Origin of the sequence: Citrifermentans bemidjiense Bem, from assembly GCF_000020725.1 — a bacterium.
Lineage (GTDB): Bacteria > Desulfobacterota > Desulfuromonadia > Geobacterales > Geobacteraceae > Geomonas > Geomonas bemidjiensis.
The window spans coordinates 769,545-791,673 of the sequence record NC_011146.1 but is presented as its reverse complement, the minus strand read 5'-3'; the positions used below and the strand labels follow the sequence as shown (position 1 = coordinate 791,673).

The window sequence follows — 22,129 nt, the reverse complement described above, 5'->3', positions numbered from 1 at the left end:
TCAAAAAGGAGCCACTACCATGGTCGAGCAATCACTGGGATCGATAGGACAGATCAAGGAGGTCTTCACTCTGGTCGACTTCTACCAGTACATCAAGGGGGTCGAGTACCTGATCTGCGTCGCCTTCTTCATCGGGTTCCCGATGTTCTACCGCTACCTGCACCACAAGGAGCAGCAGACGAAGACGCAAACGCATCACTAGTAGCTAGCTGCACGGTTCAAGGGAGTCCGCCTCCCCAACTCTCACAGCCAGGAGAACATGACATGTCCTCTTATAAACACCTTATAGTTGCTGCGCTTTCCCTGGGCGCCATTTCGGTGTTCACCCCTCTCGCGGCTCAATGCGCGGCGGTTCCCGACTCCGTCACCCTCAACCAGAACGGCACGCTGTACAAACCGTTCGACTTCAACCACGCGAAGCACATCCAGCAGTTGAAGGAATGCGCCGGCTGCCATCACCACACAACCGGCACGCTGGTGCTCGACCCCGATTGCGCCAGGTGCCACCAGAACTCGAGCCCCACCGCCGTGGTCTCCTGCAAGGGGTGCCACTCGGCGCAGCCTTTCTCCCCGGAGACCTTGGCCGAAAAGCATGCCGACAAGCAGCGCTACCACAAGGACAAGATGGGGCTCAAAGGGGCCATGCACCAAAACTGCATCGGCTGCCACCAGAAGGAAGGAGCCGGTCCGGTCGGCTGCCAGGAGTGCCATACCCGCACGGAAGCGGGAGAGGCGTTCAACAGCTCTTCGCGACTGGGGGCCAAACCCGCCCATGCCAAGAAGCACTAGAATCGACATCGATAGCAGCTCATTCATGATTTGAGGAGGACGCTGATGAAACGAAGAAACTTCCTGAAGGCGTGCCTGATTGGCGGGACCACCATAGCGATGGGCAAGACCAACAAGGGGTGGGCAAGTGGTTCCTTCGAAGGATACCCGGAATCGATGGGGGTCCTGGTGGATACCACCCGCTGCATCGGCTGCCGCAGCTGCGAGGCTGCCTGCAACAAGGAACAGAAACTGCCGGAGCCGGACACCTCCTTCGACGACAAGTCGGTATTCGAGGAGCCCCGCCGCCCGACGGCCAAGGCGTACACGGTGGTGAACCAGTACGAGAAGGAAAAGCCCGGAGGCCCCGTCTACCGCAAGGTGCAGTGCAACCACTGCAACGAACCGGCCTGCCTCACCTCGTGCTTCGTGAACGCCTATACGAAGACCAAGGAGGGGGCGGTCATCTACAACTCCAAGGTCTGCGTCGGCTGCCGCAACTGCATGATCGCCTGCCCCTTCAACGTCCCGGGGTACGACTACGAAAGCGTCACCAACCCGGTGATCAAGAAATGCATCCTTTGCTACGACACCCGCCTCAAGGTGGGCAAACCCCCGGCATGCGTCGACATCTGCCCTCAAGAGGCGCTCACCTTCGGGCACCGGGCCGACCTGATCAAGATCGCGCACGAGCGTATCCGCTCGAACCCCGACCGCTACCTAGACCATGTCTACGGTGAAAAGGAGGTCGGCGGCACCAGCTGGCTCTACCTCTCCGGCACCGAGTTCGACAAGATCGGTTTCGACCCGTCGCTCAGCAACGACCCGATCATTTCCAACGTGAAGGACTTCCTCGGCATGGTGCCCATGGTGCTTTCCATCTGGCCGGCACTCTTTTCCGGGATCCACCTCCTCTCCAAACACGAATCGGGGGGAGAGGGACATGACACCGAATCCAAAGAGGAGGAGCCCTAACCATGAAAAACATGATTAAACACGGCTTGGCCGTCGTCGATTCGCCCTATGACGAGTCCGGGAAGAAGCGGACCGTGGTCCAGAAGCTCCTTCTGGGGCTCTCCCCGAGCCAGTACCTGTTGCAGGCGTTCAGAAACCCCTTCAACTGGATACTCGCCGCCATCTTCGCCATCGGCATCCCGATCCTTTTGGGGCGCTTCGTCTTCGGGCTCGCCTGGGCCACCAGCGGCTCCAACGACTACCCCTGGGGCCTTTTCCTGGGCTTCGGCCTCTTCGCCATGGTGCCGCTATCCTCCTCGGGGTTCCAGTTGGGAACCGCCTGCGAGATCTTCGGCCGCCACGACCTGGAGCCGATCGAGCGGCTCGCCCTTTTGAACGGGCTTTTGGGTTACTTCTTCGCGGTAGTCTACCTGCTGGCGGACCTGGGGCAGCCCTGGCGGCTCCCCTACCCGATGGTGGTCTCCTTCGGCCCGGCGGCGGTCCTCTTCCTGGTCGCCTGGCACGTCGCCACCTACCTCTCGGTGCAGGTGGCCGAGGTCTCCACCGCCTTCTTCGAGTGGATCGGGTTCCCGGCGGGCAAGCGCGGGGTGCGCAGGATCACCTTGGGGCTCACCGTTTCCGGGATCATCCTCTCCACGCTGCACCAGGGGGCGTTAGGGGCGCTCTTCACCTACGCGCCCGGCAAGGTGCACCCGCTTTGGTATTCCTCATCCTTCCAGTGGCTGCACTTCTTCGTGTCGTCCCTTCCCGGGGGCCTTTGCATGGTGATCACGGTCAGCACCATCGCCTACAAGTTCATGGGATGGCGCACCGACAGAAGGTTCAAGGAAGCCCTCGACCGCTGCACCGTGACCCTCGCCAAAGGGGCCTGCATGGGGATCGCGACCTACATCACCATCAAGCTCATCGGCATCGCCCATGACAACAAGTGGAGCTACCTGGACAGCGGTTGGGGGCAGTGGTTCATGCTCGAGATCATCGTCGGCTTCATGCTGCCGCTCGTGCTGATGACCTACGGCGTGCACACCCGCAAGATGGGCGTCATCCGCCTGGGCGCCTTCGCCACCGTCTTCGGCGTGGTGCTGAATCGGGTCAACACCGCCATCATCACCTTCAACTGGAAACTGCCGGAAAGGGAGATCCCGCCCTGGCGCGAGGTCGTCATCAGCCTGACCATCTTCGCCATCTACATCGTGGTGTACCGCTTCATCCTGTACCGCCTACCCATCCTCTACAAGTGGAGGCAGCAGGAGGAAGAGGTCACGGTAACCGAGGCGGTGACCGCACCGGCGGCTGGCCACCGCGAGGCGAGCCCCGTGGCCGTCGCCTCCTACAGCAAAATGACCAAATTGGATTGACCCTCGCGAAACCGGCGGCGGCTCAAAGGACGAAACGAGGTCCGGCGAGCCGCCAGGGTAAGGCGCGCGAAGAGCGCAAGGGAGATGGCGCCATGTTCGACAAGATCGCAGGAAGGGCCCTGGTCCCCGTAGGCATAGTGGTAACCGGATTTCTCGTGGTCTGCTTCGTGCTCCTTTACGCCGCCATAAAGCAGGTGGTGATCCGCGACTCCATACTGCAGGCGAACAACCTGGCCGGCGTCGTGCTCAAATCGACCCGCTACGCCATGATGAAGTCCGACGCCGAACTGAACCGGGCCATCATCCAGAACATCAGCGCGCAAAGCGGCGTGCAGCACGTCAGGATCTTCAACAAGAAGGGGGTAGTCGCCTTCTCCTCCAAGCCGGAGGAAGTGAACCGCCAGGTGGACAAGAAGGCCGAAGGGTGCGTCATGTGCCACGAGAAGGAGGCGCCGGTTTCGACCCTGGGGAGCATGGAGAAGGCGCGGCAATTCAAAAACGCCGCGGGCGAAGGGGTTTTGGCCATAATGGCCCCGATCTACAACGACCCGGAATGCGCCAACGCCGCCTGCCACTTCCACCCAGCAAGCCAGAAGGTCCTGGGCACCCTGGACATCGGTCTCTCACAGGAGGCGACCCAGGGGGCACTGGCATCCATCAAGATCCAGATGCTGATTTTCTCACTCTTGACGCTGGTGCTGACAGTAGCCGGGGTGATCACTCTGTTAAAGATGATCGTTTTGGTGCCGATGAGGAAGCTGCAGGAATACACAGAGAGAAGCGAGAGGAACTCTGAAACATTGCGTCCTACGAATCTGCCTTACGAGCTTGACAAGATCGCTCAATCTTACTACTTTATCAGAGTTAAATTAAACGAGATTGAGCAAGGATCCTTCAAGCCGGTCAACAACGCAGCCCCCTGCCGGAACAAGTAGCTGTAACTTAAGCCAGTGTCAGCAATCGAGTGTGTGAATGGAGCAGGCGGAGAACGATAAGACAGGGGTTATGGGGCAGGCGCCGTGCGACTCGCAGGCAGCGTTGCGCCAGGGACTTTTGGACGAGATAAAGCGCCTGAAGAGGTTCTCCAACCGGGGACTCTGGGCGCTTTCCCTGTTTCTGCTTTTGAGCATGCTGGCCTGGCGCGAGTTCTGGTTCCTCCCGACGCCCCAGGCCGTGATCCAGGCGCTGGGCGCGCCCCCGACGCCACTCATGATCAGCCTGGTGCTGGTGCTCTACACCTTTTCCGCCATCATCCTGAGCCTCTCCCGGATGATGGCCGGGCTCAGGCACCCGAGCAGCTTCTGCCACGTCGGCTACTTGGCCGGCTTCTACCTCTTCTACTATTTCGCCGAGGCCTTGGCCGACAACTACTGGGCGGTCTTCGGCGCCGGGTTCACCATCCTCTGCCTGGAGAGCTACCGCATCTGGACCTTCTGCAGCGACCAGGTCGGGAAAAGGACCGAGCAGCTCGCCTTCCTGGACCGAAACGGCCGTCTCCCCCCCGAGGAAGATTCCCCCGAGTTGTAAATTCCCTTCACCTCAGTTCTCGGCGACCTGCCGCTTCTCGTAGCTGCTGCAGGGGCGGCCGGTCTTCATGCGCGGCACGTCCAGCACCGTGTAGATGGTGCAGTGCCCTTTCACGTTCAGCTTGCAATCGAGGTAGCCGCAGACCACGTAGGCGCGGTCGTTGGGGCCGGTAAGGACCTTGTCCAGGGTTTCGGCGACCTCGCTGTTGGCGCCTGCCAGGACCGCCACACGTGCCAGTTTCTCATCCATGGTACACCTCCCGATAGATGCGGCTTGATACTGCGACAGCGGATCGAATGCCAGCCTAACATTTGCCGTCAAGGCTTGCCAGCAAAAAGGCCCCGGTCGGAAACCGGGGCCTTTTTCGTTGCATGAGCGGTTGCGCGTAGGCGCTACCCCTTCTCCACCTTCACCTCGGCCAGGTTGCAGCCGCCGGCAAGAAGCGCGTTGGCGTTCAGTTCCCGGAAGTGCGAGGGGGCGAAGAGGAGCCCCGGCTGCAGCTTGTCGCTGATCTTCGCCGGCGCGGTGAAGGACGCGTTAGCCGAGATCACCTTGACGCTCCCCCCCTCTTCTATGCCGAGCTTGCCGGCGTCGGCCGGGTGCAGCTCGACGAACCCTGCCGGGGCGACGCTCAGGTTCGCGTCGGAGCGGGTGGTGGAGGTGCCGTTGTGGAACCCGATCGGGCCGACCAGGAGCTGGAACGTCGCCTGTGTGGGCGCGGCCGGCTTGGCGATGGGGGCGAGGGCGGGCGCCACCTTGCCGTTACCGGACTTCACGAAGCCGTTCCTGGAGCCGTCGAACGGCTGGTAGGCCGGGATTTCGCTCTTGATCTGCGCCATGAGGCTTGCCGGGGTGAAGGAGGGGACGGTCCCGGTGACCTTGCCGTAGAGGTCGGAGACGATGGCCCAGTCCTCGCGGGCGGCGCCGGGGGCGGCGGTCGACTTGAAGATCGGCTGCACCCGGTTGTCGAGCGAGGTGAAGCTTCCGCTCTTCTCGGCGGCGGCGGAGGCGGGGAAGACCACGTGGGCGAACTCGAGGGAATCACCCTGGAACACGTCCTGGACGATGAGGAGTTCGAGCTTTCCGAGCGCCTTCCTGATCCTCTGGTTGTCCGGGAAGGAGGCCAGGTCGCACCCGAGAAGGTAGAGCGCCTTGATCGAGCCCTCTTCGATACCCTCGACCATCCCCCAGAGGTCCTTTCCGTCGGCGCCGGGGGCGACCCCCATGTCGAGGAGGCCGACCGTGTTGTTCTTGGCGTCGACCGGGAAGAGCCCACCGCCTTCCTTCGCGGCCGAACCGGTCAGGATGGCGAGATCGGCGAGCGCCGATATCTTCTGGGCGGCGTCTGCGCTTCTGATCAGGTCGGCGCCGAAGACGATGGAGACGCGGCTTTTGCCCGCGATGAGCGAGGCGGCGTCGGCCACGGCCTTTTCGGTAACCCCTGCCTGGCTGCAGAGCTCGGCCATGGTGAGCTTGTCGAGGGCGTCCTTGATCGCCTCGGAGCCGGCCGGAAGCACGCCGCCTGCGGCGAGGATCCCCTTCATCAGGGCGTAGATCACGGAGAGCTCGCTCCCCGGGAGGTGCTTCAGCTGCGCGTTGGAGAACTTCCTCAGCTTCACGTCGCGCATGTTGACCAGGACGAGCCGCGCGTCCTTCTTGGTGGCGGCCTTGATCACCCGGTATTCGAGGCCGGTGGCCTCGGCGTTCAGGTCGCAGCCGAAGACCAGGATGGCCTGGGCGTTGTCGAGGGCGTCGATGGTGGTGCTGGCACCGGTGAAGCCGAAGCGGCGCGACATCTGGGCCTGGGCCTGGGCGAAGCCCAAGCGTGCCTCGGAGTCGACGTTCGCGGAGCCTATCGCCTCGGTGAGGAACTTTTTGAAGAGGAAGTTCTCCTCGTTGGTCACCCTGGGCGAGCTAAGGCCTGCGACGGCCTTGCCGCCGTTTTGGGAGACGATCTGCTTCAGCTTGTCGGCCGCGGCGGTGAGGGCGGTCTCCCAGTCGGCTTTGGCCAGGCGGCCGGAGCCGTCGCGCAGCATCGGGTCCGAGATCCGCTCCAGCGAGTGGAGGTAGCGGTAGCCGAAGCGGCCGTTGATGCAGAGGTTGCCGTTGTTGTAGCTGCCGTCGTCGCTCGTGACCCGCTCGATGCGGCCGTTTTTGGCATGGTAATCGATCTGGCAGCCGGCGCCGCAGAAGGCGCAGACGCTGGGGACCGTGTTGAAGGACCAGGGGCGACCCTTGAACTTGAAGGGCTTGGTGATGAGAGCCCCGGTCGGGCAGGCGGCGACGCAGTTGCCGCAGAACTCGCAGTTGAGCGGTTTGCCGTCCACCGTGTCGATGATGGCCGCCTCACCCTTGTTCACCACCTCGATGGCGTCGCAGCCGACGATCTCGTGGTCCACCTTGACGCACTTCTCGCAGAGGATGCAGCGGTTCGGGTCGCTTTCGATGAGCGGCCAGTCGTAGCGGATCGGGCGGCGCTCGAGGACCGCCGAGTACTCCTGCTTGTTCGCGTCCAGCGCGTAGCAGGAATCCTGCAGGTCGCACTCGCCGCCGGCGTCGCAGACCGGGCAGTCCAGCGGGTGGTTCACCAGCATGAGCTCCATGATCTTCTTGCGCGCTTCCCTGAGCGCCGGGGTGTCGGTGGTGACCTGTATCCCTTCCTTGACCGGGGTGTTGCAGGCGGTCATGGTGCGCTCCACGCCGGCTACCTCCACGGCGCAGACGCGGCAGGCGCCGGTCGGGGAGACCTTCTGCAGCCAGCAAAGGGTCGGGATCTTGATCCCGACTGTGGCCGCGGCCTCCAGTATGGTGGTACCTTTTTCGACCTGCACGCTTTTGCCATCGATGGTTAAGCTGACCATATAAGAAACCTCAATATTTCCGTGAATTGAATTTAACAGGTCCTGCCAGCGAGCCCCTTAGACCGCAACCATGGCGACGCGGTAGCAGCGCAGGCAGCGTTCCGCCTCGCGCACCGCCTGGCTGTTGGCGTAGCCAAGCTCCACCTCGCAGTAGTTCTTGTAGCTCGCCCTCTCCTTGCCGTGCACCTCCGCCTGGTGCTCGCGGGAGGCGCTGTCCAGCCACTGGACGTTCTCGTTTTTGTCGTAGACGCCGAAGTAGGTGAGGATGTCCTCCATCCGCTCCTGGTCGGTAAGCGAGACCCCTTTCCCTTCGAGGTAGCGGGCGATCACGTTGGCGGCGCGGTGGCCGCTTCCCACGCAGGCTACGACGGTGAGCGGGCCGATCTCGGCGTCGCCCCCGGCGAAGACGCCGTCGCAGTTGGTGATGAGCGTCCTGGAGAGATCGTTCCCCATGCCGTCCTTCAGCGCCTTGCCGTCAGGCCCGGAGAGCGGGATGTGCTTGGTGACGATGGTGCTCCACTTGGTGGTGTCGATCCCCGCCTCGGCCGGGATGAAGGAAAGGTCCGCATCCTGGCCGATGGCCGGGATGATGGTGTCGCACTCGATGACGAACTCGGAGCCGGGGACCGGTTCGGGACGGCGGCGCCCGGAGGCGTCAGGCTCGCCCATGGCCATCCTGATCAGCTCGACCCCGGTGACCTCGTTCTTGTCGTTGGCGACGACGCGGGTCGGGAGCACCTGGAACTCGAAGCGCACGCCTTCCTCGTCCGCCCCGTCGACCTCCCAGACGTCAGCCGGCATCTCTTTCCTGGAGCGGCGGTAGACCAGCACCGATTCCTCGGCCCCTTCCCTGAGCGCCACCCTGACGCAGTCGATGGCGGTGTTGCCGCCGCCCACCACGAAGACCTTCTTCCCCATGCCGGTGGGAAGGCCCAGGTAGACGTTTCTCAAAAAGTCGATGCCGCCGGTGAGGAAACCCTTGTAACCCTTGTCCTCACCCTCGACCCCCATCGGTTTCGAGCGGTGCGCGCCCGGGGCGAGAAAGACCGCGTCGAACTTCTGCCTCAGCTCGTCCAGCGTGATGTCCTTGCCGATCCGGGTGTTGTAGACGATCTCGACGCCGAGCGAAGAGATGATGTCGATGTCGCGCTGCAACAGGTGGCGCGGCTGACGGTACGGGGGAATCCCCACCGCGACCATGCCGCCCCCCAGGGGAAGCGCTTCGTAGATGGTCACCGGGTACCCTTCCAGCGCCAGGTAGTAGGCTGCGGCAAGGCCTGCCGGACCCGCGCCCACGACGGCCACTTTCTTCGACTTCTTCTCTTTGGGGACCATGGGGGGAAGGTGGCCGTGCTGCCATTCGTAGTCGGAGGCGCTTCTTTTCAGCACCATGATGTTGATCGACTCGTCCACGTTCTTCCTGCGGCAGGCCGTCTCGCAGGGATGCGGACAGACGCGCCCGCAGACCGACGGAAGCGGCATGGAGTCGCGGATGGTGGAGAGGGAGTCGCCGAAGCGGTAGTCCTTAACCGCCTCGATGTAGGCGGGGATGTCGATATGGGCCGGGCACTTGTCCATGCAGGGAGCCGTGTACTTCTCGATGTAGCTGAACTCCTTCGAGAGGCTCTTGGCGCCGCGGACGTAGTTGACGAAGGCGTCTCGGAAGTGGGTGACGGCGTCGATGACCGGCACGGACGAGCTCGGGCAGAGGGTGCATTTGCAGTGCTTGAGCACCTCCCCCAGGTCGAGGATGGTGTCCAGGTCCTGCTCGCTGCCGCGCCCCTCGACGATGGCGAGAAGCGCGTCCATCATCACCCGCGTCCCCTTCTTGCCGGGGGTGCATTTGCCGCAGACGTACTTGGTCTGCACTCGCTTCATGTACTCGGCGACCATGGCGGGGACGTCGACGTCCTTGTTGTAAAGGATGATCCCGTCCCAGCCGATAAAGGCCGAAAGCGGGCGCTCTCCGTCGTAGCTGACCGGGAGCTTGAAGCTGACCTCTTTGGCCTCGCCCCCCTTGCGGTTATCAACTATGTTTCTGCCCCAGCTGGAAAAAACAACCTCTGCCACTTAGGCCTCCGAAATAGCTGTTAGATTTCACCTTTTTAACGGCTAAATGTTTACATTTATTAAGCAAATCGTATTGGTCAGATTGTATACAGTATCCAGTTTTTACCACATCACTCAGCTCTAATCAAGTGAAAAATCGCTCGGATTATCGCCGGTGTAGCTCGTATACAACATCGGGCTGCGAACCCCGCGTGCGTCCACTTTTCCCCTGCCTGATTTAATTGTTGTTTTTAATCCGGTTCCGACCTAACATCCCCCGGACGCCTTGGCGACCGCCGCGACGGCACCCTTTCGGGCGGAAAAAGCGCCTTGCTGCAGCATTTATTAAATCTTTCCCGCGAAATGCCGATATATATTGCGACAGCGCGCCGACAAAACGGCGGGCGCCTTGGGCGGAGGGGTTATGCAGAGCAATCGTCTCGAAGGGACAGGAATCGCGTTCAAATTGAGCCCCGACCAGAGGGTGCTCACCGCTTCGTTCACCCCGGTGGTGAACAAGCAGGGGATCACCCAGGAACAGCTGGAGGAGGCGATCGCCGAGGAAGGCTACGGCGACCTCTTCATCTCCCAGGACGCGCTCGGGCAGTTCCTGAAGAAGTGGGAAGTCTCCCCCATGGCGTTCTCCCTGCAGATAGGGGAGCGGCGCGACGCCACCCTCGCCATCCAGATCCCGGACGACATGATGCAGGCCGTCATGACCATCCAGCCCGCCTGCGGGGGGCGCCGCATCACGGTCGAAGAGGTGGAGCAGGAGCTGGCGGCCAGGGGCGTAGTCTGCGGCATCCTCTACGACGAGATCAGGTGCGCCGTCGAAGCGGGCGAGGCGTCGAAGCTCGTCATCGCAGCGGGCACCCCGCCGGTACCTGGCGACGACACCCAGTTCATCTCGCTCATCCCGGAGATAACCGCCCAGGCGCCGCTGGTCTCCGATGACGACACGGCCGACTACCGCAACCTCGGGGACATCGTCAGCGTAAGCCTTGGCGACCCGCTTTTGCGCCGCACCCACCCCACCCAGGGGATCCCCGGGATGAACCTTTTGGGGGTCGAACTCCCCACCACCGACGGGGTCGAGCTCTCCTTCGCCGAGAACCTCACCGGGATCGCCTGCGATCTCACCGACTGCGATCTCCTGGTCGCCGCCATCTCAGGGCACCCGGTCATCGTCCCCCCGGGGGGTGATCGTCGACCCGGTCTTCAAGGTGAAACGGGTCGACCTCTCCACCGGCAACCTCCACTTCAAGGGATCCCTCGAGATCGAGGGGGACGTGCTGGAGGGGATGGAGGTGAGCGCCACCCACGACATCAACGTCGGAGGGATCGTCGAGGCGGCGATAGTCACGGCGGGGGGGAACATCGTGGTCAGCGGCGGGGTGATCGGCCACGGCAAAGGTGCGCAGGGGAAGGTGGAGAACCGCAAGGAGATGGCGCAGCTGGAGGCGGGAGGCACTGTCTGGGTGCAGTTCGCCGAGAACGCCCTCATCAACGCCGGGGGCGAGATCGTGGTCAAGGAACTCTCCATGCAGAGCGAGCTCACCTCAGGCTCCAGCATCACGGTCGGCGAAAAGGGGGCGCGCAAAGGGCACCTCATCGGCGGGGTCTGCCGCGCCGTCTCGCTGGTGCATGCCGTGGTGGTCGGCTCCCACGCCGGGGTCCCCACCGTCATCGAGGTGGGGGTCGACCCGGCGCTGAACAAGAAGCTCGAGATAGTGCTGGACGCCTTAGCCGAGAAGGGGCGCCTCATCGAGGAACTGGGCAAGACGCTCGCCTACGTGCGCGAGAACCCCGGGAAAATGGAGCCGGGCCTTCTGGCCCTCAAAGAGCGGATCTACGCCAAGTACCAGGGGGAGATCGCCGAACTGACCGGCGAGAAGAAGCGACTGGAGAAAAGAATGGAGATCAACGCGCAGGCAAGGGTGGAGGTGGAACGCGACGCCTTCCTGGGGACCCAGATCAGGATCGGCTCGACGGCGCTGATGATCGAGGAGGACCTGACCAACCCGACCTTCGCCCTGGGCGAACAGGGAATCATCTACTCATGAAACCAGCCTCACCCGACTACAAATCGTTGCGCCGGAGTGAGCGATGCGCATCATAGGGCTCACTGGGGGAATAGCCTCGGGAAAAACGAGCGTGGCGAACCTCCTGGAACGGCTCGGCGCGCCGGTCGTCGACGCGGACCAACTGGCCCGGGAGGTGGTGGAACCGGGCGAGCGGGCGCTGGCGCAGATAGCGGAGAGCTTCGGCAAGGCGGTCTTGAATGCGGACGGAAGCCTGAACCGGGCGGCCCTTGGGGAGATCGTCTTCGCCGACCCGGAGAAAAGGCGAAAGCTTGAGTCGATCACCCACCCCGCCATCAAGGAGCGGGCCGAGGAGAAGCTCGCGCGGCTAAAGGCTGCGGGGGCGAAGACCGCCTTCTACGTGGCGCCGCTCCTGATCGAAGCGGGGATCACCTCTAGGGTGCACGAGGTCTGGGTGGTCTACCTCGACCACGAGACCCAGTTGGCCCGCCTCATGGCGCGGGACGGGCTCTCGCGCGAGGCGGCGCTTTCGCGCATCGCTTCGCAGATGCCGATGGAGGAGAAGAAGCGGCTGGGAAGGGTCGTGATCGACAACCGGGGGAGCAGGGAGGATCTGGAGGCAGAGGTGCTAAGGGTCTGGCGCGAGGAGATCGCGGCCGGGCAGCCCCCCCCCGCCGAACCGTAGAACTGAAAAAGAAAAGGCCCCGCGAACGGGGCCTTTTCTTTATTTGTGGTAGCCGAGCTTGTGGGAGATCTCCTCGCCGGAGCGAATCACCAGCGGGATCAGCTCCTTCTCCAGGCGCTCGTCGGTGAAGCGCATCGAGGGGCCGGAGATGCTCACCGCGCCGATGATCCTGCGGGTGTAGTCGCGGATCGGGGCGCCGACGCATTTCACGCCGACATCCATTTCCTCGTCGTCTATGGCATAACCCTGGTCCGCGATCACCTTGAGGTGCTTTTTCAGCTCCTCGCGGTCGATCACCGTCTTCGGGGTGTAGCGCTTCATCTCCTTGGTGGGGAGGTAGTTCTCCAGTTCCTCGTCGGTCATGTAGGCGATCTGGACCTTCCCTGCCGCTGTGCAGTAGGCGGGGAGCCGGGCGCCGACCCTCGGCACCACCCTCACGGTCAGGTCGGTCTCCACCACGTCGAGATAGACGATGTGGAACTCCTTGAGGATCGCCACGTAGGTAGTCTCGTTGCACTCCTTCACCAGCGTCTCCAGCACCGGGCGGGACTGCCTTAAAAGCCCCATCTGCTTGATGAAGGTCTGCCCCAGTTCCAGGGTCTTGAGCCCCAGCCGGTAGTTCTCCGTGACCCTGTTCTGCTCGATGTAGTTTCTCGACTCCAGGGTAGCGAGAAGCCTGAAAACGTTGTTCTTATGAAGCTTGAGCCTTTTGCTCAGCTCCGTCACGCCCAGCTCGTCCACTTCGTCGTGAAACTGCTCCAGCAGGTCGAGAGCGTGCGAAACGGCCTGGATGATGTACTCGGATTTCTCTTTTTTCGCCATTGGCTGCACCTATTCTGTTATGGAAAAAATTTCAAACAGTATTAACTAGGACATTTAATAAAAGCTGTCAAGGAAATAAATAGCTTGATAAACGCTTTTAATGTGATTAAACTCGCGCTAGCCGATTCGCGCCCAGACGCCCTCGTCCTTCCCTGCCAAAACAGCGCAAACCGCTTTCCCGGCGACACGGACGGGGGATAGCACCGGTATGTAGTGAAAATGTAGAATAATGTTCTAAAGAAGTCAAGCAGCAAAAAAGCATGTCGCCATGCGATTTTAAAACAGGACCAACACGACTGAGGCAGCATCCCGAGGACGGAGAGCCTGTGCGTCTCAACCTGATTTCCAAACTTGCCATCGCCACCAGCCTGGTGCTCTTGAGCACCATGGCGCTCTTCGCCTATCTCAATTTCCGTAGCCTTCAGGGCCTGCTTTTGCAGGAGGCCATCTCCGAGGCGGACCGCATCAGCGAAACCATACTGCGCACCACCCACAACCAGATGCTCAGGGACGACCGCCCAATGTTCTACAAGACCCTGGAGGAGATGGGGAGCCAGCAGGAGGTGGAGCGGATCAGGCTGATCAACAAGACCGGACGCATCATCTTCTCCACCAAGGACGCCGAAACCGGGTTCCTGCTGAAAAAGAACACCGAGGTCTGCGCCGTCTGCCATGGAACCACCCAGCTCCTGCTGACCGCCTCCTCCAAGCACAGGAGCCGGCGCTTTTTCAGCGAAAGCGGCGGCGAGCTTCTGGGGATCACCAGCGCCATCTACAACGAGGAAAGCTGCTACACGGCAAGCTGCCACTTCCACCCGGAAAACTTCAAGGTGCTGGGGGTTCTCGACGTGGTGGTCCCGCTGGACCGGATGCACTCGGTCCTGGACGCCTTCCGCAACCGCAGCATCGCCCTCACCGTTTTGGTCCTCACCCTCACCGCCCTTTGCATCACCCTCTTCACCCAAAAACTGGTGAACCGCCCGGTGCGCGAGCTTCTGGAGCACACCCAGATGCTCTCGCGTGGGGAGCTGGACGGCCTGGTGGAAGGGTTCGCCAACGACGAACTGGGGGAACTCGCCGACTCCTTTAACGCCATGACCCTGAACCTGAAAAGGGCGCGCCAGGACCTGGAGGGATGGGGGCGGGACCTGGAAGAGATGGTGCAGCAAAGAACCTACGAAGTGACCCAGATGCAGGCGCAACTGATCCGCAGCGAAAAGCTTGCCTCGTTAGGCGAGCTGGTAGCCGGCATCGCGCACGAGATCAACAACCCCCTCACCGGGATCCTGGTCTTCGCCTCGCTGATCCAGAGCAACAAGAAGCTCGATGAAACGCTCAGAAACGACATAGAGACGGTGATCAGGGAGACCAAGCGCTGCGCGGGGATCGTAAAGGGGCTTCTGGAGTTCGCCCGCTGCTCGCCCCCCCAAAAGGAGCTGCACAGCCTGAGCGACATCTCGGAGGCGGCGCTCACCCTGATCCAGCACCAGATACTGTTCCAGGACGTGAGCATCATCCGCGAGTACGCAAGCGATCTCCCCAAGCTTTTGATCGACGCGAATCAGATCGAACAGGTGCTGGTCAACATGTTCGTCAACGCCGGGCACGCCATGCTCGGCGAAGGGGTGCTGCACATCGCGACCGGTATGGAATCGGACGAGGGGGCGGCCTTCATCAGGATCGTGGACAACGGCTGCGGCATCTCCGAGCAAAACCTCACCAAGATCTTCGACCCCTTCTTCTCCACCAAGGCCAACAAAGGAACCGGCCTCGGGCTCTCCGTCTCCTACGGGATCGTGCAGGAGCACGGCGGGCGCATCGACGTCACCAGCGAAATCGGGGTGGGGACCGCCTTCACCGTGACCCTCCCCCTCCCCGACCGCGCATCCGTCACCCCCCTGGCACCCACCCCGCTCTCCCCCCCCGGCGACCCGTCCTCCCTTCCCTGCGCCTGATCCTGTATACGAGACGACTGCTCCCCCTTCCTCCCCCTCGCGGCAGCGCAACTGCGCGGAAGAAAACGATTGACAGCGGCAAGGCATATTGATAGTTTACGGCATTCGTCCCCTCGCCCTGCGGACCCTGAGAAGGCCCCGGCGGGAGAGAACCGCTAACCGCCGCGCGCAACACCGGAGCAGCAGTGAACATCACCACCAACGGCGACGCCGTATCCATCGATCCCCTTACCGTTCAAGAGTACCTCCTCTCCCTGGGCATCGACCCGCGCCGGGTCGCCGTCGAGCTGAACCTGGAGATCCTTCCCAAGGCACAGTACGAAACCACGGACCTCGCAGAGGGAGACACCCTGGAGATAGTCCAGTTCGTGGGAGGAGGAAGCCTTCCGGCTTCCCTGCCCAAGGCAGGATAACGAGCGCCCGCCGCACCCGGGCCGGGGTCCCCCGGATCCTTCCGGGAAATAGATAATTGGAGAATCGAGATGACCCAGACAAACGACAAGCTCGTTATTGCAGGACGCGAATTCGACTCCCGCCTCATGGTCGGCACCGGAAAATATGCCGACTTCCAGCAGATGGTGCGCGCCATCGAGGTTTCCGGGGCGCAGATCATCACCGTGGCGGTGAGAAGGGTCAACATCTCGGACCGCAGCAAGGAGTCGCTGCTCGACCATATCGACCTGAAGAAGTACACGCTCCTTCCCAACACCGCCGGCTGCTACACCGCCGAGGACGCCATCCGCACCTGCCGCCTGGCGCGCGAGGCAGGGCTCTCCGATTTCGTGAAACTCGAGGTGCTGGGCGACGAGAAGACGCTCTATCCCAACAACGAGGAGCTCCTGAAGGCGGCCAAGGTGCTTCTGGCCGAGGGATTCACCGTCCTTCCCTACACAAGCGACGACCCCATCATCTGCAAAAAGCTGGAGGACATGGGATGCGCCGCGGTGATGCCGCTGGGAGCCCCCATAGGCTCCGGTCTCGGCATCCGCAACCCCTATAACATCCAGATCATCCTGGAGAGCGTCAAGGTGCCGGTCATCGTGGACGCGGGGGTCGGGACAGCCTCGGACGCTGCCATCGCCATGGAGCTCGGCTGCCACGGCGTCCTCATGAACACCGCCATCGCCGGGGCCAAGGACCCGGTCGCCATGGCAGAGGCGATGAACTGCGCGGTGCGCGCGGGGAGGCTCGCCTACCTGGCCGGGCGCATCCCGAGGAAGCTCTACGCCAGCGCCTCCTCCCCCTTGGCGGGGCTCATCGGGTGAAAGAGCTGGAATCCCCCTGGATAGACTTCAACCTCTACCTGATTACCGGCAGGGAGGAGACGCAGGGGCGCCCCCTCGGGTACGTGGTCGAGGAAGCGCTTAAGGGCGGGGTGCGCGCGGTACAGTACCGCGACAAGGACGCCACCAGCAAGGAACTCTACGAGACGGCCCACGAGCTGCGCCGCCTCACCTCGCGCTACGGCGCGAAACTCATCATCAACGACCGCGCCGACATAGCGCTCGCCGTCGACGCCGACGGCGTGCACATAGGAAGCGCCAGCATGCCCATCTACAAGGTGCGGCGGATCCTGGGAGAGCGGAAGCTGATCGGGGTCTCCTGCCACAACAAGGCGCAGGCCATCGCAGCCCAGGAGATGGGGGCCGACTTCATCACCTTCGGCCCGGTCTACTACACCCCCTCCAAGGCCCCCTACGGCGACCCGGTGGGGACCGCAAAGCTTCAGACAGTGGCGGGACTTTTGCAGGTCCCGGTCTTCGCGCTCGGGGGGATCAAAAAGGAGAACTGCGCCGAGGCAGCCGGCTGCGGCGTGCGCGGCGTCGCGCTCATCTCCGCCGTCCTCTCCGCAGCCGACCCGCGCGAGGCGGCGAAGAAGCTCATCGCCCTTCTCCCCCCCCTGGAGCACGCCGACTGAACATGACCGGATCCCCCATCCATAGCGAGCTCCGCATCAACTCCTACGGCTCCTACCTGAGAAGGCGCTTTTCCTGCCGCGTCTCCAAGGTGAACGTGGACGGCGGCTTCACCTGCCCCAACCGCGACGGCAGCCGCGGCACCGGCGGCTGCATCTACTGCGACAACAGCTCGTTCTCCCCCAAGGAGACGGTAGCCGTCATACCCATCGAGGAGCAGATGGCGGCCGGGATGGCCTATCACCGGACCCGCCTGGCGAGCGAGAAGTTCATCGTCTATTTCCAGAAATTCACCAACACCTACGCGCCCGTGGAGAAGCTCTCCGATCTGTACCGGCGCGCGCTTTCGCATCCGGACGTGGTGGGGATCTCGGTCGGCACCAGGCCCGACTCGATCGACGACGACGCCGTGGCGCTTCTGACCGAGCTTGCCCGCGACCGCTACGTCTGCGTGGAACTGGGGCTTCAGTCCATCGACGACGCCATCCTCACCGGCATCAACCGCGGCCACACCTTCGCCGAGTACCTCTCAACCGTGGACCGGCTTGCCGGGCGCGGCATCGACATCTGCACCCACCTTATCTACGGCTTTCCCGGGGAAAAGAGGAGCGGCTTCGTCAAGGGGGCGCGGCTCATCTCCTCGCTCCCGGTGACCGCGGTGAAGCTGCACCAGCTGCACGCGGTGGAGGGAACCAAGCTCGCCCGCATGTACCGCGACGGGAGCTACCTCCCCATCTCCCTTGCCGAATACGTAGGTGCGGCCTGCGACTTCCTGGAAGAGCTCTCGCCCAAGGTCTCGATCCAGAGGCTATACGGCTCGGCGCCCCTCTCCATCCGGGTCGCGCCCAACTGGAACCTGAAGAACAACCAGATGTGGTACGCGGTGGTGAACGAGCTGAAAAGGCGCGGCAGCTGGCAGGGGTGCCGGGTGGGTTGCGAGATGCGCGCGGTGAACGGCTAGCTAAAGCGAGGAGAAACATGAAGACGGCAAGGGTCAAGGGAGAAGCAAAAGAGTATCGGATCGGCAAGATCCTCTGCATCGGGAGGAACTACGCGGACCACATCAAGGAACTGGGGAACGAGACCCCGGAACGCCCGGTGATCTTCATGAAGCCGGCCTCCAGCGTCATCGGCGAAGGGGAAGAGATCGTGATCCCCCCCTACTCCAGCGACTGCCACCACGAGGCGGAGCTGGCGCTTTTGATCGGCACCGGCGGGAGCGATATCCCTCCCGCTGAGGCGTTAGGCCACCTGGCCGGGTACGGCGTAGCCATCGACCTGACCCTCAGGGACGTGCAGGCGGAGCAGAAGAAAAAGGGGCTCCCTTGGGAGATCGCCAAGGGGTTCGACACCGCCTGCCCCCTCTCCGACTTCGTGCCGGCAGGTGCTGTGGCCGACCCGCAGGCGCTCACCATCACGCTCAGCGTCAACGGGGTCAAGCGGCAGGACGGCTCGACCGGCCTCATGATCCACCGCATCCCGGAGCTCATCTCCTACCTCTCCTCCATCTTCACCCTGGAGCCGGGCGACCTGGTGCTGACCGGCACACCGGCCGGCGTCGGCCCGATAAAAAGCGGGGACAGCGTCGTCGCCGAAATTACCCAAGTGGGGAGACTGCAGGTCTCGGTCAAATAAATAAAAAGGAGAATCGAATGAAAAACGAACAAGAGTGCCCCGAATGCCAGGGGCTCATGGTGCTGATACCCGGTTGAGGCGGCCTCTTCTGGCGGTGCCAGAAGTGCGGCAAGAAAACCCCGCTCGACCCCAAAAACAAAGGGTGCGGCTGCGGCGAATAAAAAAAGGGGGCTCCTGAGAGCCCCCTTTTTTTGGGGTCATCGAAATATACCGGGGAAAGCCGCTCTTGGTTCCCCCTCCCCTTGCGGGAGGGGGTTAGGGGGTGGGGAAAGGTGCCACCATTTCCGTACGTTGCAGCTTCACCCACCCCCCGTCCCCCTCCCGTCAAGGGAGGGGGGGACTCTTCTCCCCGGAATTCCCGTTGTATCCGTCAAATCCGCGTGCGGCGCCTTTGACTTTGCCTCTAGGCCTGAAGCTCCAGCCAGTCGGCGTCTTCGCCGGGGGGAAGGCCCGCTGCGGCCTTGCTCGCCAGCACCTCCAGGAGCTTCTCCTCGGGGAGCGGCCGGTAGAAGTAGTACCCCTGGAACTCGTCGCAGCCGCGCCGCATCAGGTGCTCCGCCTGCTGCCTCGTCTCGACCCCTTCCGCGATGACGTGGAGATCCATCGCCTTCGCTATGCCGATGATGGCGTCCACAATGGCCCTGTCGTCCGGGAGCTCGCAGACGTTGTTGATGAACCCCCTGTCGATCTTCAGGTGGTCGATGGGGAAGTTCTTCAGGTACTGCAGCGAGGAGTAGCCGGTCCCGAAGTCGTCGATGGAGATGGAGACGCACAACCCCTTGAGGCGGCAGAGCTTTCTCACCGTCTCCTCGACGTTCTTGATCAGGCAGGTCTCGGTCAATTCCAGCTCCAGCCAGGAGGGGTGGACGCCGCTTTGCAGCAGGGCATCCTCCACCGTCTTCGACAGGTCCCCCTGGGTGAACTGTCTCCCCGAGATGTTCACCGCCATCCGCACCGGCATGACCCCTGCGTCCTGCCACTGCCTGAGCTTGGCGCAGGCCGTGCGGAGCACCCATTCCCCAAGCGGGAGGATGACGCCGGTATCCTCGGCGAGCGGGATGAAGGAGTCGGGCATCACCCTCCCCTTTTCCGGGTCGTTCCAGCGCAACAGCGCCTCCACCGCGGTGATGCGCCCGGTCTTGCTGTCCAGGATGGGCTGGTACTCAAGGAAGAATTCCTCGCGCTCCACGGCCCCCCTCAGCTTGAACTCCAGCTGCATCCGTTCGTGCAGCCTTTCGTTCAACTGCGCGCTGTAGAAGCAGAAGCCGCCCTGCCCCTGGCTCTTGGCGTTGTACATGGCGATGTCCGCGTTCTTCAAGAGGGTCTCGGGTACATCCCCGTCGTCGGGGAAAATGGAGATCCCCACGCTCACCCCCACGTAGACCTCCCGGTCGCAGACCTGGTAAACCGGGGTGATGGCGTTGATCAGGTTCTTGGCGATGGCGCTCGCGTTTTCGTCCTTCTCGAAGGTCGCCGCCACCACGAACTCGTCCCCCCCGAGCCTCGCCAGGGTATCCCTCTTGCGCACCATCTTCTGCAGGCGCTTTGCCACCTCGACAAGTATCTGGTCCCCCGCCTTGTGCCCGAGCGTGTCGTTGATCACCTTGAAGCCGTTCAGGTCCATGAACAGGGTGGCCACTTTCACCCCCTCCCGCTGCGCGGTCCCGATGGCCTGCTCCATCCGGTCCAGCAGCATGCGGCGGTTCAAAAGCCCGGTGAGGCTGTCGTAGTAGGCGAGCCGCTCCAACTGCTCCGCGGTCCTCTTCTTCTCCGTCACGTCCTCAAGGAGCGTCGCCACCATGCCGTACCCCATGGGGAAGGCGGTGAGCGAGAAGATGCGGCCGGTGGAGTTTTGCTCCAGATCCAGGCTCACCTCGCCCCGGGCCTGCAGCGCCCCGAAGACCTGCTCGGCGCATTCCGCGAAGAGCCCGTCCAGAAGCTCCGTGATCCAGCCGCCGATGTCGTCCCTGCTGAAGCCGAACACGTTGATGGCGGCAGGGTTCACGTCGGTCAGGACCAGGTCGGCGGAGCCGTCCTCACGGCGGGAAGCCCGGTACAGCGCCAGCCCTTCGTTGAGCGACTCGTACACGGAGCGGTACTTCTCCTCGCTCTGCTTCAGGACCCGGTACGCCTCATCGAGTGCGCGCAGCGGCACGGTCCTCAGCCGGAAGAAGGCGTACGCCCCCACCAGGGCGCCCCCGATAAGGGCCAGGAGCGTCTTGATCAGAACCGGCTGCAACGAGCGGGAAACCTCGAGGAGGGCCACCTCGTGCCCGGCATCGTGAACGGGGAAGGAGAGTGCGAAGACCGGCCGCGGCAGCGGCTCCCCGCTCTCCGCGATCACTTCGCGCTTCAGGTTGTAGATCCTTCTTATTTCCTTTACGCCGCTTTTGGAGCGGCGCCCCAGCAACTCCTTCAGGCGCAGTTCTTCGAACTCCCACATCTGCGGGTTCGCCACCACGAGCGTCCCTACGAGGCGGGCGTTGATTTCCCCTTCGGCCTCGACCACGCCCCTCATGTGAGAAAAGGACATGACGAAGTAGATAGCGGGGGGAACCACCGTCAGCATCGTGGAGACGATCAGCGCAATGAAGGTGGTCCTGCGCCGGATGTTTTGGCTTTCCTGGGTCATTTAATCCCGGTCGGCAGCAGCCCGTGCCTGACTGCCAGCGACTTTCCCTTCTTAGAGTAGAGGAACTTCACGAACTTCTCCGTCGCGGCGGAGCTCTCTTTCCTGGTCACCAGGTAGAGCGGCTTGACGTAGGGGTACTTCCCCCCGGCCAGGGTGGCGACGCTTCCCTGCATGCCGTCCAGACGCAGGACCTTGACGCTCCCAGGCTGGGAGAGGGGAAGGGTGAGCGCCAGGAAGGCGATCGTCCCCGGGGTCCTTTTCAACGCGTCGAACCCCTCGTTATCGGTGATGGCGAGCAGCATGTCCTTGCGCGACTGTGCGGCTGTCACGGCCATGTCCATATCGGGCGAGATGGCGCGCACGAGCTTGGTGTCGACGTCCTCGTTGGGGCGCAGCACCACGCGGACGTAGTCGCCGTTGGGCCACTTGGGGATCTTCCCGGAGTACATGTCGATCACCTCTTTCAGCGAGATGTTGCTCTGCTTGGTACCGGCATGGGTCACCACCACGAAAGGACTCTTGCCGTATTCGAGCTGGACCAGCCCCTCCGCGCTCTCGGCCGGCTTCAGCGGCCGCCCGGAAATGGCAAGGTCCAGCGCGCTCTTGACCGTCGCCTTTATGGAGGCCGTGCTCCCCAGGCTTTTCTCCAGGTGGACCTTGATCCCCTTATTCTCCTTCTCGAAAACCTCGACGAGCGGCGCCATCAGGGCCACTCCCGCTCCGGTGCCGCTGATCCTTACAATCTCCTGGGCCGGTGCCGCCTGTCCCCATCCCAGTGCCAGACAGAGGACCAACGCTATGGGGATGAACCGCTTCTCTACCATGCTCATGCAACCTCCTCGTCGATTATCTTTTCAGAATGAGCCCGGAACGGGTCGGAACATGCTTTTCAACGTATCGGCCC

General features: G+C 62.7%; 21 protein-coding genes and 1 pseudogene. 15 read left to right on the top strand and 7 right to left on the bottom strand.

From position 1 onward, the window contains the following. The first annotated feature begins 19 nt into the window (after positions 1-19). The 6 genes from GBEM_RS03305 to GBEM_RS03280 all read left to right on the top strand — a co-directional run bounded on the left by GBEM_RS03305 (position 20) and on the right by GBEM_RS03280 (position 4,628). Positions 20-202, top strand: a complete 183-nt coding sequence (locus GBEM_RS03305) for a hypothetical protein (RefSeq protein ID WP_012529103.1) — start codon at positions 20-22, stop codon at positions 200-202. Positions 203-264: 62 nt separating this feature from the next. Beyond that, positions 265-789: a cytochrome c3 family protein gene (locus GBEM_RS03300; RefSeq protein WP_012529102.1), complete on the top strand. Its 525-nt coding sequence runs from the start codon at positions 265-267 to the stop codon at positions 787-789. Positions 790-834: 45 nt separating this feature from the next. After that, the gene (locus GBEM_RS03295) at positions 835-1,743 is read left to right on the top strand and encodes a 4Fe-4S dicluster domain-containing protein (RefSeq protein WP_012529101.1); all 909 of its coding nucleotides are present in this window, start codon (positions 835-837) and stop codon (positions 1,741-1,743) included. 2 nt (positions 1,744-1,745) lie between these two features. Further along, positions 1,746-3,101 carry a polysulfide reductase NrfD family protein gene (locus GBEM_RS03290; protein ID WP_012529100.1) on the top strand — a complete coding sequence of 452 codons (1,356 nt, stop codon included), beginning with the start codon at positions 1,746-1,748 and terminating at the stop codon, positions 3,099-3,101. Positions 3,102-3,193: 92 nt separating this feature from the next. Continuing rightward, the gene (locus GBEM_RS03285) at positions 3,194-4,036 is read left to right on the top strand and encodes a hypothetical protein (protein WP_012529099.1); all 843 of its coding nucleotides are present in this window, start codon (positions 3,194-3,196) and stop codon (positions 4,034-4,036) included. A gap of 37 nt (positions 4,037-4,073) precedes the next feature. Further along, positions 4,074-4,628 carry a hypothetical protein gene (locus GBEM_RS03280; protein WP_012529098.1) on the top strand — a complete coding sequence of 185 codons (555 nt, stop codon included), beginning with the start codon at positions 4,074-4,076 and terminating at the stop codon, positions 4,626-4,628. A gap of 12 nt (positions 4,629-4,640) precedes the next feature. Here the strand turns inward: GBEM_RS03280 and GBEM_RS03275 are convergent, their stop codons facing one another. The 4 genes from GBEM_RS03275 to GBEM_RS21685 all read right to left on the bottom strand — a co-directional run bounded on the left by GBEM_RS03275 (position 4,641) and on the right by GBEM_RS21685 (position 10,342). Continuing rightward, a complete protein-coding gene (locus GBEM_RS03275) occupies positions 4,641-4,877 on the bottom strand; it encodes a hypothetical protein (RefSeq protein ID WP_012529097.1) in 237 nt (78 codons plus the stop codon). A gap of 143 nt (positions 4,878-5,020) precedes the next feature. Beyond that, positions 5,021-7,489, bottom strand: a complete 2,469-nt coding sequence (locus GBEM_RS03270) for a molybdopterin-dependent oxidoreductase (RefSeq protein WP_012529096.1) — start codon at positions 7,487-7,489, stop codon at positions 5,021-5,023. A 57-nt stretch (positions 7,490-7,546) separates the two neighbouring features. Then, positions 7,547-9,559 (bottom strand): dihydropyrimidine dehydrogenase subunit A, encoded by a 2,013-nt coding sequence (locus GBEM_RS03265; RefSeq protein ID WP_012529095.1) that lies wholly within the window; start codon positions 9,557-9,559, stop codon positions 7,547-7,549. A gap of 546 nt (positions 9,560-10,105) precedes the next feature. Next, the gene (locus tag GBEM_RS21685; protein WP_226373986.1) at positions 10,106-10,342 is read right to left on the bottom strand and encodes a hypothetical protein; all 237 of its coding nucleotides are present in this window, start codon (positions 10,340-10,342) and stop codon (positions 10,106-10,108) included. On the opposite strand from GBEM_RS21685, the pseudogene GBEM_RS21920 reads away from it, so the two are divergent. The 3 genes and pseudogenes from GBEM_RS21920 to coaE all read left to right on the top strand — a co-directional run. Beyond that, positions 10,239-10,667: pseudogene (locus tag GBEM_RS21920) on the top strand (flagellar assembly protein A); the annotation flags it as partial. The gene GBEM_RS21685 and the pseudogene GBEM_RS21920 overlap by 104 nt on opposite strands. A gap of 70 nt (positions 10,668-10,737) precedes the next feature. Then, the gene (locus tag GBEM_RS21915) at positions 10,738-11,601 is read left to right on the top strand and encodes a FapA family protein (RefSeq protein ID WP_264175527.1); all 864 of its coding nucleotides are present in this window, start codon (positions 10,738-10,740) and stop codon (positions 11,599-11,601) included. A gap of 43 nt (positions 11,602-11,644) precedes the next feature. Then, positions 11,645-12,265, top strand: a complete 621-nt coding sequence (gene coaE, locus GBEM_RS03255) for a dephospho-CoA kinase (protein ID WP_012529093.1) — start codon at positions 11,645-11,647, stop codon at positions 12,263-12,265. A gap of 39 nt (positions 12,266-12,304) precedes the next feature. Here coaE and GBEM_RS03250 read toward each other — a convergent pair whose 3' ends face one another. Continuing rightward, the gene (locus tag GBEM_RS03250) at positions 12,305-13,087 is read right to left on the bottom strand and encodes an IclR family transcriptional regulator (protein WP_012529092.1); all 783 of its coding nucleotides are present in this window, start codon (positions 13,085-13,087) and stop codon (positions 12,305-12,307) included. A 326-nt stretch (positions 13,088-13,413) separates the two neighbouring features. Between GBEM_RS03250 and GBEM_RS03245 the strand changes: the two genes are divergently transcribed. The 6 genes from GBEM_RS03245 (at position 13,414) to GBEM_RS03220 (ending at position 18,593) form a co-directional block, all read left to right on the top strand. Continuing rightward, entirely contained in the window at positions 13,414-15,042 is a 1,629-nt protein-coding gene (locus tag GBEM_RS03245; protein WP_012529091.1) for a sensor histidine kinase, read from the top strand. A gap of 185 nt (positions 15,043-15,227) precedes the next feature. Then, positions 15,228-15,455, top strand: coding sequence for a sulfur carrier protein ThiS (gene thiS, locus GBEM_RS21600; protein WP_012529090.1), 228 nt, complete (start codon positions 15,228-15,230; stop codon positions 15,453-15,455). Between the two features lie 69 nt (positions 15,456-15,524). Beyond that, complete coding sequence (locus GBEM_RS03235) at positions 15,525-16,307, top strand: thiazole synthase (protein WP_012529089.1); 783 nt, start codon at positions 15,525-15,527, stop codon at positions 16,305-16,307. Then, the gene (gene thiE, locus GBEM_RS03230; RefSeq protein ID WP_012529088.1) at positions 16,304-16,960 is read left to right on the top strand and encodes a thiamine phosphate synthase; all 657 of its coding nucleotides are present in this window, start codon (positions 16,304-16,306) and stop codon (positions 16,958-16,960) included. The genes GBEM_RS03235 and thiE overlap by 4 nt, the downstream gene beginning before the upstream one ends. A 2-nt stretch (positions 16,961-16,962) precedes the next feature. Continuing rightward, complete coding sequence (locus GBEM_RS03225; protein ID WP_012529087.1) at positions 16,963-17,919, top strand: TIGR01212 family radical SAM protein; 957 nt, start codon at positions 16,963-16,965, stop codon at positions 17,917-17,919. Positions 17,920-17,936: 17 nt separating this feature from the next. Further along, entirely contained in the window at positions 17,937-18,593 is a 657-nt protein-coding gene (locus GBEM_RS03220; protein ID WP_012529086.1) for a fumarylacetoacetate hydrolase family protein, read from the top strand. Positions 18,594-18,996: 403 nt separating this feature from the next. Here the strand turns inward: GBEM_RS03220 and GBEM_RS22005 are convergent, their stop codons facing one another. After that, positions 18,997-21,225: a putative bifunctional diguanylate cyclase/phosphodiesterase gene (locus GBEM_RS22005; RefSeq protein ID WP_012529085.1), complete on the bottom strand. Its 2,229-nt coding sequence runs from the start codon at positions 21,223-21,225 to the stop codon at positions 18,997-18,999. After that, positions 21,222-22,055 (bottom strand): PstS family phosphate ABC transporter substrate-binding protein, encoded by an 834-nt coding sequence (locus GBEM_RS03210; protein ID WP_041262584.1) that lies wholly within the window; start codon positions 22,053-22,055, stop codon positions 21,222-21,224. Before GBEM_RS03210 ends, GBEM_RS22005 begins: the two co-directional genes overlap by 4 nt. Between the last annotated feature and the right edge of the window lie 74 nt (positions 22,056-22,129).

Excerpts from the sequence above, each read along its gene's own strand:
- GBEM_RS03305 (WP_012529103.1), top strand. The coding sequence starts at position 20 with ATGGTCGAGCAATCACTGGGATCGATAGGACAGATCAAGGAGGTCTTC.
- GBEM_RS03300 (WP_012529102.1), top strand. The coding sequence starts at position 265 with ATGTCCTCTTATAAACACCTTATAGTTGCTGCGCTTTCCCTGGGCGCC.
- GBEM_RS03295 (WP_012529101.1), top strand. The coding sequence starts at position 835 with ATGAAACGAAGAAACTTCCTGAAGGCGTGCCTGATTGGCGGGACCACC.
- GBEM_RS03290 (WP_012529100.1), top strand. The coding sequence starts at position 1,746 with ATGAAAAACATGATTAAACACGGCTTGGCCGTCGTCGATTCGCCCTAT.
- GBEM_RS03285 (WP_012529099.1), top strand. The coding sequence starts at position 3,194 with ATGTTCGACAAGATCGCAGGAAGGGCCCTGGTCCCCGTAGGCATAGTG.
- GBEM_RS03280 (WP_012529098.1), top strand. The coding sequence starts at position 4,074 with ATGGAGCAGGCGGAGAACGATAAGACAGGGGTTATGGGGCAGGCGCCG.
- GBEM_RS03275 (WP_012529097.1), bottom strand. The coding sequence starts at position 4,877 with ATGGATGAGAAACTGGCACGTGTGGCGGTCCTGGCAGGCGCCAACAGC.
- GBEM_RS03270 (WP_012529096.1), bottom strand. The coding sequence starts at position 7,489 with ATGGTCAGCTTAACCATCGATGGCAAAAGCGTGCAGGTCGAAAAAGGT.
- GBEM_RS21685 (WP_226373986.1), bottom strand. The coding sequence starts at position 10,342 with ATGCCGCAGACTACGCCCCTGGCCGCCAGCTCCTGCTCCACCTCTTCG.
- coaE (WP_012529093.1), top strand. The coding sequence starts at position 11,645 with ATGCGCATCATAGGGCTCACTGGGGGAATAGCCTCGGGAAAAACGAGC.
- GBEM_RS03250 (WP_012529092.1), bottom strand. The coding sequence starts at position 13,087 with ATGGCGAAAAAAGAGAAATCCGAGTACATCATCCAGGCCGTTTCGCAC.
- GBEM_RS03235 (WP_012529089.1), top strand. The coding sequence starts at position 15,525 with ATGACCCAGACAAACGACAAGCTCGTTATTGCAGGACGCGAATTCGAC.
- GBEM_RS03225 (WP_012529087.1), top strand. The coding sequence starts at position 16,963 with ATGACCGGATCCCCCATCCATAGCGAGCTCCGCATCAACTCCTACGGC.
- GBEM_RS03220 (WP_012529086.1), top strand. The coding sequence starts at position 17,937 with ATGAAGACGGCAAGGGTCAAGGGAGAAGCAAAAGAGTATCGGATCGGC.
- GBEM_RS22005 (WP_012529085.1), bottom strand. The coding sequence starts at position 21,225 with ATGACCCAGGAAAGCCAAAACATCCGGCGCAGGACCACCTTCATTGCG.
- GBEM_RS03210 (WP_041262584.1), bottom strand. The coding sequence starts at position 22,055 with ATGAGCATGGTAGAGAAGCGGTTCATCCCCATAGCGTTGGTCCTCTGT.